The sequence below is a fragment of the Cryobacterium sandaracinum genome (assembly GCF_004403415.1).
In the GTDB taxonomy this organism is placed as follows: Bacteria; Actinomycetota; Actinomycetes; order Actinomycetales; family Microbacteriaceae; genus Cryobacterium; species Cryobacterium sandaracinum.
On record NZ_SOGO01000017.1, the window covers coordinates 85,718 to 96,858 of the forward strand.

The 11,141-nt window shown below is 67.6% G+C and carries 11 protein-coding genes; 8 read left to right on the forward strand and 3 right to left on the reverse strand.

Annotated features, from left to right (window positions below; translation table 11 throughout):
• Positions 1 to 27: 27 nt before the first annotated feature.
• Positions 28 to 1,056, reverse strand: coding sequence for an App1 family protein (locus tag E3T25_RS05760; RefSeq protein WP_233191253.1), 1,029 nt, complete (start codon positions 1,054 to 1,056; stop codon positions 28 to 30).
• 204 nt (positions 1,057 to 1,260) lie between these two features.
• On the opposite strand from E3T25_RS05760, the gene E3T25_RS05765 reads away from it, so the two are divergent.
• The 5 genes from E3T25_RS05765 (at position 1,261) to E3T25_RS05785 (ending at position 5,214) form a co-directional block, all read left to right on the forward strand.
• On the forward strand, positions 1,261 to 1,914 hold the full coding sequence (locus E3T25_RS05765; protein ID WP_104100021.1) for a TetR/AcrR family transcriptional regulator: 654 nt from the start codon (positions 1,261 to 1,263) through the stop codon (positions 1,912 to 1,914).
• A gap of 99 nt (positions 1,915 to 2,013) precedes the next feature.
• On the forward strand, positions 2,014 to 2,868 hold the full coding sequence (locus E3T25_RS05770; protein ID WP_104100020.1) for an ABC transporter ATP-binding protein: 855 nt from the start codon (positions 2,014 to 2,016) through the stop codon (positions 2,866 to 2,868).
• Positions 2,865 to 3,551 carry an ABC transporter permease gene (locus E3T25_RS05775; RefSeq protein ID WP_104100019.1) on the forward strand — a complete coding sequence of 229 codons (687 nt, stop codon included), beginning with the start codon at positions 2,865 to 2,867 and terminating at the stop codon, positions 3,549 to 3,551. Before E3T25_RS05770 ends, E3T25_RS05775 begins: the two co-directional genes overlap by 4 nt.
• Positions 3,548 to 4,288 carry an ABC transporter permease gene (locus E3T25_RS05780; RefSeq protein WP_104100018.1) on the forward strand — a complete coding sequence of 247 codons (741 nt, stop codon included), beginning with the start codon at positions 3,548 to 3,550 and terminating at the stop codon, positions 4,286 to 4,288. Before E3T25_RS05775 ends, E3T25_RS05780 begins: the two co-directional genes overlap by 4 nt.
• Positions 4,288 to 5,214: an ABC transporter substrate-binding protein gene (locus E3T25_RS05785; RefSeq protein WP_134372959.1), complete on the forward strand. Its 927-nt coding sequence runs from the start codon at positions 4,288 to 4,290 to the stop codon at positions 5,212 to 5,214. Before E3T25_RS05780 ends, E3T25_RS05785 begins: the two co-directional genes overlap by 1 nt.
• A 214-nt stretch (positions 5,215 to 5,428) precedes the next feature.
• On the opposite strand, the gene E3T25_RS05790 is transcribed toward E3T25_RS05785, so the two are convergent.
• Together E3T25_RS05790 and E3T25_RS05795 are read right to left on the reverse strand one after the other, a co-directional pair.
• Positions 5,429 to 6,367: a M56 family metallopeptidase gene (locus E3T25_RS05790; protein WP_134372962.1), complete on the reverse strand. Its 939-nt coding sequence runs from the start codon at positions 6,365 to 6,367 to the stop codon at positions 5,429 to 5,431.
• 61 nt (positions 6,368 to 6,428) lie between these two features.
• Entirely contained in the window at positions 6,429 to 6,815 is a 387-nt protein-coding gene (locus tag E3T25_RS05795; RefSeq protein ID WP_134372965.1) for a BlaI/MecI/CopY family transcriptional regulator, read from the reverse strand.
• A gap of 97 nt (positions 6,816 to 6,912) precedes the next feature.
• Between E3T25_RS05795 and E3T25_RS05800 the strand changes: the two genes are divergently transcribed.
• Genes E3T25_RS05800 through cydD form a run of 3 tightly spaced genes read left to right on the forward strand, consistent with a single transcriptional unit; the run spans position 6,913 to position 11,021 of the window.
• Entirely contained in the window at positions 6,913 to 8,325 is a 1,413-nt protein-coding gene (locus E3T25_RS05800) for a cytochrome ubiquinol oxidase subunit I (protein ID WP_134372968.1), read from the forward strand.
• A gap of 9 nt (positions 8,326 to 8,334) precedes the next feature.
• Complete coding sequence (gene cydB, locus E3T25_RS05805; RefSeq protein ID WP_104100013.1) at positions 8,335 to 9,351, forward strand: cytochrome d ubiquinol oxidase subunit II; 1,017 nt, start codon at positions 8,335 to 8,337, stop codon at positions 9,349 to 9,351.
• Positions 9,352 to 9,356: 5 nt separating this feature from the next.
• On the forward strand, positions 9,357 to 11,021 hold the full coding sequence (cydD, locus tag E3T25_RS05810) for a thiol reductant ABC exporter subunit CydD (protein ID WP_134372971.1): 1,665 nt from the start codon (positions 9,357 to 9,359) through the stop codon (positions 11,019 to 11,021).
• Positions 11,022 to 11,141 lie beyond the last annotated feature (120 nt).

The window sequence follows — 11,141 nt, forward strand, 5'->3', positions numbered from 1 at the left end:
CGTCGAGCCCGCAACACGCCGTCGCGCCTAGATCAGACCGCGGTCCGCGAGCTGCCGGGCCAGGGCCGAGCCGTCCGGCCCGTACACCCAGCGGGGATCGCGGGGCGCGGGCGCGGCATCCTTCGCCCGGCGACCGGCCAGAACGGCCTGGCTGGGGGAGAGCTGGCGGATCGCGACGGCCTCGACATTGTCGGGGAAGTCTCGCTGGAACTCGCTGTAGATGGCCTCATCGTGCTGGCCGTCGTCGCCGAACAGGATCCAGCGGATCTCCGGGAATTCCTGGGCCAGACGGCGCAGGTTGGCCCTCTTGTGGTCCTGGCCGCTCCGGAACCAGCGGTCGTGGGTCGGACCCCAGTCGGTGAGCAGGAGAGCCCCCGACGGGTACAGGTTGCGGTTCAGGAACCGGGTCAGGGTCGGGGCGACGTTCCAGGCCCCGGTCGACAGGTAGATCATCGGGGCACCCTCGTTGACCGCGGCGAGGCGGTCGAGGAGGACCGCCATGCCCGGCGTGGGAACTCGGGCGTGCTCGTCGAGCACGAAGGTGTTCCAGGCGGCGAGCAGCGGGCGGGGAAGGGTGGTCACCATGACCGTGTCATCGACGTCGGACAGGATCCCGCGGCGTACCGTCGGGGCCACGATGAAGAGCGGGGCCTCGACCGGCGCGGCCGTGTCGTCGGTGTGCAGCCGGGCCATCTGCCAGCCCGGGGTGAGCGTGACCGGAATGACGGTGTCGACCACGCCCCCGCGGTCGGCCTGCACCCGGTGGGAGAAACCGTTGATCTCGATGGTCACCGTCACATCGTTGACCGGAACGCTCGTGAAGCTGTGCCAGCCGCGAATTCCGGCCTCGCGGCGGTCGGCGTGCCAGTGGCGCCGTGCCAGCTTGGAGCCGGGCTTGGCCGGTTTGGCCAGAAGCACCCGGCACAGAATGCGCACCCACTCGGTCGTGCCGTAGCCGGCATAGGGGATGACCGTGGGCAGGTAGCCGCGTTTGCGGGCGTGGCGTTCGCGCTTGAAGTGCAGCCAGTCCTCGATGCGGGCTGCGCGATGCATCATCTTCGCTGGCGTGCCCGTGGGCGGGATTCGAGGATATGTCGGCACGTCCCTAGTCTGGCACGCGCATGACGCTACCCGGCATCGAAGTCGGGTCGCCCGGAGAGCCGAAGGTTATTCCTGCCCAATCGGGCGAGACACGCTGTCACGTCACAACGAGGGGGACATTGCCGCCTAGTATTAGTGACTTAGTCTCAAGGAGGACAAGTGTCACTCAGTGACCTTTTTGGTGGGGATCCTTTTGTGCCGGCCCAGCAGGCCCGCACCGAGCCGATCCAACAGCGCAGCACGGCACGACTGTCCGGTCTGCTCGACGCCGCCGCCGTCGTCGTGGACGAGGTCGGCTTCGACCGCATCACGACCGCGATGGTGGCCGAGCGCGCGGGCGCGTCGATCGGGACCGTGTACCGGTACTACCCCGATCGCGTCGCGGTGCTGCAGGCTCTGCGCGAGCGCGCGGTGCTGCGATTCCGGAGCCGGGTTGCGGAGCAGCTGAAGACGAACGCTCCCCAGGGCTGGTGGGAGGCCGTCGACGTGGCCATCACGGCCTTCGTCGACCTGTACCGCTCTGAGCCGGGGTTTCGCATCATGCATTTCGACGACCGGCAGGGTGTGCCTGTCGTCGTAGACCCCGACACGGGTTACTTCGCCCGCCGGGTGGCCGGCATGCTGGTCGAGGAGTTCGGCCTCGAGGGCGGCGACGAACTGATCTTCCGGCTTGAGGTCGCCGTTGAGATGGGCGACTCGATTCTGTCGCGGGCGTTCCGCTCCGACCCGCAGGGCGATGAGCGGTTCATCGAAGAGTGCCGCGTGGTCACGCATGACTACCTCGCCGGATACTACGGGCCGAGCGTTCGCTAGGAATTCCGCGATCCGGTGGCTCGCGGCGCCGTGTGATGGTTGGGTGGTATACGTGCTTCCCGTGTTGTGTCGACTTCGGTCGAGAAATGAGCCATTTCCATGATCGAGTTCCGCTCGGTGAGCAAGCAGTTCCCGGACGGCACACTCGCCGTCGACGATTTCAGCCTGACCCTCCCGTCGCGCCAGACGACGGTGCTCGTCGGCTCCTCCGGCTCGGGCAAAACCACCCTGCTGCGCATGATCAACCGGATGGTCGACCCGAGCAGCGGCACGATCGAGATCGACGGGGCCGACATCGCCCAGCTCGAGCCGGTGCCGCTGCGGCGCGGCATCGGCTATGTGATGCAGGACTCCGGCCTGCTCCCGCACCGCACGGTGATCGACAACGTCGCGACTGTTCCGCTGCTGCGCGGGGTGCCGAGAAAGAAGGCCCGCGCCGAGGCCCTCACCCTGCTCGACACGGTGGGCCTGGACCAGACCCTGGCGGACCGGTACCCCAGCCAGCTCTCCGGCGGGCAGCAGCAGCGGGTCGGGGTGGCGCGCGGGCTCGCGGTCAACCCAAACATTCTGCTGATGGACGAGCCGTTCGGCGCCGTCGACCCGATCGTGAGGGCCGAGCTCCAGCAAGAACTGATCCGGCTGCAGAGCGAGCTCGGCAAAACGGTCGTGTTCGTCACCCACGATATCGAGGAGGCGTTCCTCCTCGGTGACCAGGTCGTCATCCTGCGTGACGGCGGACGGATCGCCCAGGTGGGGGCGCCAGCCGAGATCCTGGCGAACCCGGCCGACGACTTCGTGGCCAGCTTCGTCGGAGCGGATCGCGGCAAGCGTGCCCTGCATCTGGAACGCCGCGGCGACTCCGACCTGCTGCTCGACAGTGAGGGCCGCCTGGCCGGTGTGCTCGTGGAGCCGCGGCAGACCGCGCACTCCCCGGATCCCCAGGCTCCGCGGTGACCTGGTTCTGGTCGAATCTCGACCTGCTCTGGGATCGCACCCTGGACCACCTGATCCTCAGCGTGCCGCCGATCCTTCTCAGCTTCCTGATCGCCGTGCCGCTGGGCTGGCTCGCGAACCGGTACCGTGCCGGCCGCGGCGTGATCCTGACGGCCAGTGGGCTGCTCTACGCCATCCCGTCCCTGCCGCTGTTCTTCGTGATCCCGGCCATTGTCGGCACCAGCCTTCGCTCGCCGCTCAACCTGGTCATCGCCCTGACGATCTACGGCGTCGCGCTGATGGTACGCGTGGTGGCCGACGGGCTGGCATCCGTGGACAAGGATGTACGCCAGTCCGCTGTCGCCGTGGGGTATTCCGGCTGGAGCATCTTCTGGCAGGTTGAGCTGCCGCTGGCCGGGCCGGTGCTCCTGGCCGGCCTGCGGGTCGTGGCCGTCAGCACGGTCAGCCTCGCCACGGTGGGGGCCGTGATCGGCGCGCAGAGCCTCGGCAGCCTGTTCACGGATGGCTTCCAGCGCGGTATCCAGGCCGAAATCATCGCCGGGATTGTGCTGACCGTGGCGCTGGCGCTGCTGCTGGACGGCGCCCTCGTGCTGCTCGGGCGGGTTCTGCTGCCCTGGACCCGCCTGGCGGCGACCGACCGGAGGGCCGTCCGGGTCGCCCGGATCGCAGAGGCATCCGCATGAACCTGTTCGTTGACGCGGTGAACTGGATCCTCGACCCGGCCAATTTCGCCGGGCCGGGCGGCATTCCGGCGCGGACGATCGAACACTTGGTGTTCACCCTCGTGGCGGTCCTGATGGCCTCCGTGATCGCGATTCCGGTCGGTTTCCTGATCGGGCATACGGGTCGGGGACGCAGCCTCGCTGTAGCCACCTCCGGCGGGCTGCGGGCCATTCCGACCCTCGGCCTGTTGACACTGGTCGCGCTGTGGGTCGGGATTGGGCTCGGTGCGCCGTACGTCGCGCTCACGGTCCTGGCGATCCCGCCGATCCTCGCGGGCGCCTACGCCGGGTTCGAGGCCATTGACCGGTCCGTCATCGACTCCGCCCGGTCGGTCGGGATGTCGGAGAGCCAGATCGTGGGCACGGTCGAGATCCCGTTGGGGTTGCCGCTGCTGATCGCGGGCATCCGTTCGGCCACCCTGCAGGTCGTCGCCACGGCGACCCTGGCTGCCTACGTGGCAGATGTCGGCCTCGGCCGGTTCCTGTTCGCCGGGTTGAAAACCCGCGACTACGCGGAGATGCTGGGCGGGTCACTGCTCGTGATCCTGCTCGCCCTCGTCCTCGAGGGAATATTCACTGTTGTTCAGCGACTTGTTGTTCCCAGAGGCGTCGCGTCCCAACGTCCCCCAGTCGACCGTGCCAGGTCAGCCCGACCTGTCCCGGGGATTGATCCCGCCATCACGAAAGGAACCCACTAATGTTCACAGCTCACAGAGGCCGGCTCGAGGCGGTCGCCGCGGTCGCGGTTGGGGCCGTCGTAGCCCTTGCAGGGTGTGCGTCCGGTGACCCGCTGGACAGCGGAAGTAACGCCGACGAGGGGTCCGCCACCCTGGTCGTCGGTTCGCAGGACTACTACTCGAACGAGATCATCGCCGAAATCTACGCTCTGGCGTTGGAGGGGAACGGCTTCACGGTCGACCGCCAGTTCAAGATCGGCCAGCGCGAGGTCTACCTGCCCGAGATCGAATCCGGTGCCATCGACGTCTTCCCCGAGTACAGCGGCAGCCTGCTGCAGGCCCTGAATGCAGATGCCGCCGGCGGCACCGCCGACGAGACCTACGCGCAGCTGCAGGACGAGCTGCCCGAGGGGCTGAGCGTGCTCGACATGTCCTCGGCCACGGACCAGAACTCCTGGACCGTCACGCAGGCCTTCGCCGACAAGTACAGCCTGACCGACATCGCGTCGCTCGCCGATGTCACCGAGCCGATCACCGTCGGTGGACCGTCCGAACTTCAGACCCGCCCCTACGGACCGACGACCCTGACGGAGAAGTACGGCATCCCCATCGCCGGCTTCACGCCCATTGAAGATGGTGGCGGCCCGCTCACGATCAAGGCTCTCGTCGACAACGACATCCAGATCACGAACGTCTACACGGCGAGCCCGAACATCAAGTCGGACAGCCTCGTCGCCCTCGATGACCCGGACGGCCTGTTCTTCGCGGACAACGTCGTGCCCGTCGTGTCCGACAAGGTCGGCGGGAAGGCCGCCGACGTGCTCAACGCCGTCAGTGCCGCTCTGACCGCCGAGGACCTGGTGGGCCTCAACTCCGAGAGCGTGAACGACCAGCTCTCGGCCGAGAAGATCGCGGCCGCTTGGCTCGAACAGGCGAACCTCTTCTAGGCACCAGCTGACAGGCGCTGCCTGACCAATTCGACGGAGATTCTGCGCCTACGGGCCGGTTTTGGAGCAAAACAGGCTCTGGGGCCGAGAATCTCCGTCGAATTCGTTAGGGGCTGGGGCAGGGGCAGAGGTAGGCCCGGGCTGGGGCTGGGGCTGGGGCTGGGGCTGGGGCAGGCGCGTGCTCAGGTAGGCGCGTGCTCGGGTAGGCCCGGGCTCAGGCGAGGGACAGGAGCAGCGTCGGCAGCAGCAGGAGTGCGGCGGCGCCGGCTGCAACGAAAAGCACGGCGGAGGGCGTCAGCGGCGCCGGCGGGGTTATCAGGCGGCGAACGCGGGGTGTCACCAGGTCGAACGGATGGTCCGGGCCGTCGGCGAGTTCGACATCCGTTCCCAGCGGGTCCACCTCGTGTGCCGACCCGACCAGTGCGATCGCGGTGGCCAGCGTGCGGTCGTCGACGACCCGCCGGGCCTGGTCGTCGGCGAGCATCTCGACCAGCAGGGCGACCGCGTTCTCGGCGCGGTTCGCGATCGGGAACCACGGCAGTGCGCTGTGCCAGGACTTGAAGGCGAGCAGCACGAGGTGGTGCTGCTGCAACAGGTGGGCGCGCTCGTGTGCGATCACTGCGCGCAATTGGTCGGCATTCAGCAATTGCAGAAGGCCGCGGGAAAGCACGGTCGCCGACCGGGTCGCGCCAGGCAGGCAGTACGCGACCGGGGCGTCGTGTTCGATCACACGGGTGCCGGAATGGCTCGGCAGAGGGTCGCTGAGCAGTCCGATCAGGTGCCGGTGCCTGCGGTGCTGGCGCCCCGCGCGGGAAAAGGTCGCGGCGAGGTTGAGCAGCAGATGGCTGCCGAGGATCAGCGCCGCGCACAGCAGGAGCACCGAGCCGAACGACGTGCCGGCCGGCAATGTGCCGGTGACGAGATGGCCCGCCAGCGAGCGGATGCCCTCGAACAGGTTCTCGCCGAACGGGATCAACCCGAAGCTGAGCAGCGAGCCGATCATCGAGAGCCCGCCGGCCAGGGCGATGGCCTGCCACAACACCAGGGCGACCGCGGGGGAGCGGGCCGGCCAGTCGGCGGTGGCAAGCCAGATCGGGACCGGACCGGCGAGCAGCACGGCCACGATCATGAGCGCTACGGCCGTGACGAACACGACTTGGCCGCTCTGACGCGTGCTGACTGGAGCAGGGACTGGAGCGGGGACTGGATGCCGGTCACTCGCGACCGAGAGGTACGGTGCCGAGGAGCAGGCGCAAAACGTCGGCCTCCTGCGGGGTGACGTCCCCGATGAACCGGGCGAGGGCCGCCTGCCGGTCAGGAGCAGAGCCGAGCACCTTGTGCATCAGCTCCGCGGTATGTTCCGCCCGGGTCGACACGGCCCGGTAGCGGTGCGGTCGGGTGTCTCGGTCGCGGGTGACGAAGCCCTTGGTCTCGAGGCGGGAGAGCACCGTGAGCACGGTCGTGGTGGCGAGTGGTTTGCGCCTAGCGGTGGCGGTCGTCGGGGTGAGTAGCCGATCCCGGAGATCGTTGGCAGGCAGAGACTCCTCGGCTTCCCACAAAACATCCATCAGCAGTCGTTCCAGCTCTCCCAAACTCCCCATATTGGGGAGTCTAGCGGGCGGCAATCAACTCTTCTACGTCTCGTAGAATAGAGATGTTCTACACAGTGTAGAAATACCCGATGACGCTGGAGGGCGCATGAACGAGTGGCTGGATCCGTTACTCCTGTCGAGATGGCAATTCGGTCTGACTACCGTCTATCACTTTCTCTTCGTACCGCTCACGATCGGGCTGGCGTTCACGGTCGCGCTCTTCCAGACCGCCTGGGTGCGCACCGACAAGGCCAAGTACCTCGAGCTGACCCACTTCTTCGGCAAGATCTTCCTGATCAACTTCGCCATGGGCGTCGTTACCGGAATCGTGCAGGAGTTCCAGTTCGGAATGAACTGGTCGGACTACTCCCGCTTCGTCGGTGACGTCTTCGGCGCCCCGCTCGCCTTCGAGGGCATCATCGCCTTCTTCCTGGAGGCCACGTTCATCGGACTGTGGATCTTCGGCTGGGACAAGCTGCCCCGCGGCCTGCACCTCGCCACCATCTGGCTGACGACGGCCGGTTCGATCGCCTCGGCCTACTTCATCCTCGCGGCGAACGCGTTCATGCAGAACCCGATCGCGTTCCGCATCAACGAGGAGCGCGGCCGGGCCGAGCTCACCAGTATTGGCGAGCTTTTGGCCAACCCGATCGCCCTGGCCTCCTTCCCGCACACGATCTTCGCCTGCTTCATGGTGTCGTCAGGCCTCGTCATCTCGGTGGCCGCCTGGCACCTGCTGCGCAAGCAGCACGAGGAATCCATGCGTCCCGCACTCAAGTTGGGCATGTGGATGATGGTTGTCTCCGGTGCGCTCACCACCTTCTTCGGCGACTCGCTGAGCCTGGCCATGACCGCGGCCCAGCCCATGAAGATGGCGGCGGCCGAGGCGATGTACAAGACAGCGACGGGCGCCGAGGCATCCTTCTCGATCTTCACCCTCGGCACCCCCGACGGCGTCAGCGAATTATTCTCGATTCGTATCCCATACCTTTTGTCGTTCCTGTCGACCCACACCCTCAACGGCACGGTCGAAGGCATCGACAACCTGCAGGCGCAGTATGTGAGCCTGTACGGCCCCGGCGACTACACCCCGACCATCTGGATCACCTACTGGGCCTTCCGCTGGATGATCGGTCTCGGCATCGCCCATATCCTGGTTGCCGTCGTCGGCCTCTGGCTGACCCGCGGCGGGCGCAGCCCCCAGGCCACCTGGGTCTGGAAGATCGCCATCTGGAGCTTCCCGTTCTCGCTTCTCGCCATGAGCGTCGGCTGGATCTTCACCGAGATGGGGCGGCAGCCCTGGCTCGTGTTCGGGCTCCTGCGCACCGAGGACGGCGTATCACCCAACGTCAGCGGCGTCGAGATCCTGATCTCGCTGATCGCGTTCACGCTGATCTACGGCGCCCTCGCTGTCGTCGAATTCAAGTTGATCCTGCAGGCCGTGCGGAAGGGACCTGCCCCGCTGGCGGAACCCGACCCGGTTTCCGGCAAGGTCAAGCCACAGGTCACGGTCTACTAGGAGCGCATGATGGATCTCAACATTCTCTGGTTCTGGATCATCGGTGCACTCTTCATCGGCTACTTCGTTCTCGACGGCTTCGACTTCGGCGTCGGCATGTCGCTGCCCTTCCTGGGCAAGGACGACCTCGACCGCCGGGTCATCATCAACACCATCGGGCCGGTCTGGGACCTCAACGAAACCTGGCTGATCGTGGCCGGCGCAGCACTCTTCGCCGCCTTCCCGGAGTGGTACGCCACCCTGTTCAGCGGGTTCTACCTGGCCCTGCTGGTGATCCTTCTCGCCCTCATCCTGCGCGGGGTGTCATTCGAGTACCGGCACCAACGCCCGGAAGCAACCTGGAAGAAACGCTTCGACCTCATGATCGTGATCGGGTCTGCCGTTCCCGCTCTGCTCTGGGGTGTCGCCTTCTCCAACATCGTGCGGGGCGTGCAGTTGGACGCGGACTTCAACTACATCGGCTCCTTCTTCGACCTGCTCAACCCATACGCCCTCCTGGGCGGGCTCACCACGCTGCTCCTGTTCTTCACCCACGGCGTGGTCTTCATCTCCCTGAAGACCGAGGGGGACATCCGTCAGCGCGCTCAGAGGCTAGCCGTCAAGGCCGGGGTGGCCACCATCGTGGTGGCCGCCTCGTTCCTGGTCTGGACCACCCTTGCCTTCGGCAGCCTGGCCACCGGTGCCTTCGCCGCCCTCGCCGCGGTTGCCCTGATCGGGGCGTTCCTGGCGAACCTGCGGGGCGCCGAAGGCTGGGCCTTCACGCTGATGGCCGCGACGATCGCCCTCGCGGTGCTGACGCTCTTCGCGTCCCTGTTCCCCGACGTGATGCCGGCGAGCAACGATGCAGCCAACAGCCTGACCATCGAGAACGCCTCCTCGACGCCGTACACACTGCAGGTGATGAGCTGGACCGCCCTGTTCGCCATGCCCGTCATCTTCTTGTACCAGGGCTGGACCTACTGGGTTCTGCGCAAGCGGGTCAGCCGCACGACCGTCTCGGCCCACGTAGAGTCCGCCGGACACTAAACGGAATGCGCCCCTTCGATCCTCGGCTCCTCCGCTACGCATCCGCCGCCCGGTGGTTCCTGTCGGTGGGTGCCCTGCTCGGACTGGCGCAGACTGTCACGGTCATCGCGTTCTCCTGGCTGCTGAGCCAGAGCATCACCCTCGCGTTGACTGGGGCCTCTCAGGATTCGCTGGCCTTCACCACGGCCGCCCTTGCGGGCGTGATCGTGGTGCGGGCCGCGCTGGTGTGGCTCCTCGAGGTGGCCGCCACCCGCGGAGCAGCCCAAGTCAAGAGCCAGCTGCGCCGCCAGGTTCTCGACCGCGTCGCCGAGCGCGGCCCGGATTGGCTCAGCGGCCGGGCCAGTGTGGGCGTCTCCACCCTGGCCACCCAGGGGCTGGACGCGCTGGACAACTACTTCGCCCGCTACCTGCCCCAGCTTTTGCTGGCGGCGATCAGCACGCCCCTGCTGATCTTGGTGATGCTCTGGCAGGACCTGCCCAGCGGCATCACAGTCATCGTAGTGCTGCCATTCATCCCCGTCTTCATGGTGCTGATCGGCCAGGCCACCCAGTCCGTGCAGCGGCAGCAGTGGGAGTCCCTGCAGCGGCTGTCGACGGGGTTCCTCGACCTCGTCGGTGGGCTCGGCACGCTCAAAATCTACGGTCGGGAGCGACGCCAGTTCGCCCGGGTGCGCTCCATCACCGAGGACTACCGCGGCCGCACTATGAAGGTGCTGCGGGTCTCCTTCCTCAGCGGGTTCGTGCTCGAACTGGCGGCCAGCCTGTCGGTGGCCCTTGTTGCCGTCTCCATCGGGCTGCGCCTGGTTGACGGAAGCCTCGCACTCGGCGTCGGCCTGTTCGTGCTGCTGCTGGCCCCGGAGGCTTTTCTCCCCGTGCGGCAGGTCGGCGCCCAGTTCCACGCCGCGGCCGACGGTCTGGCGGCGGCCGAGGAGGTCTTCGCCATTCTCGACGACGGTGCCGGGCCCCGGGCCGTGGCGACCCCGGCTGCCTCGACTGCCCCGTCTGGCGCGCGCACCGGAGCAGGCCCCGCGGATACCGGCGTGCTCCGGTTCGAGCAGGTCACGATCCAGCGGGGCACGGATGCCCCCGTGCACGACTTCAGCGCCGTCTTCCGCCCCGGCGAACTCGCCGTGGTCGTGGGCCCGAGCGGCACCGGAAAATCCACGCTGGTGGCCGCCCTGCAGGGATTCGTCCCCTTCGACGGGCGGATCCTGCTGAACGGTGCGGAGCAGACCCCGGGCACACCGCGCCCGTGGCTGGCGTGGGCCGGGCAACGGCCGGGACTGTTCCAGGGAACGATCGCCGACAATCTCGCGCTCGGTGACGCGTCCGTCGATCGGGACACCGTGGCCCGGTCGCTGGAGTGCGCCGGAGTGGGCGATCTGGAGCCGGCTACCATACTCGGCATCGCCGGCGAGGGACTCTCCGGCGGACAGGCCCAGCGGGTCGCAGCGGCCCGCGCCATCTACCGCGCTGAGAGCCACGACTGCGCCGTGGTCGTTCTCGACGAGCCCAGTTCGGCGCTGGACGAGGCTGCGGAGGCCTCTCTCGTCGCCGGCCTGCGCCGGCTCACGACCGAGGGGCGGATCGTGATCGTGGTCAGCCACCGGCCTGCCCTGCGGGACGCCGCCGATCAGATCGTTGCCCTGCACGAGGTGGCCCATGTCTGATTCCGGACCCAGCGCGAGCGGGATCGCCGGCCCCCGGCCGGCCGGCCGGGCCGAGGTGCGCGCCGTCCTGCGCCTGGCCCAGCCGCCTGCCCGCCGGTTCGCCCCCGGCCTGGCCGCGGG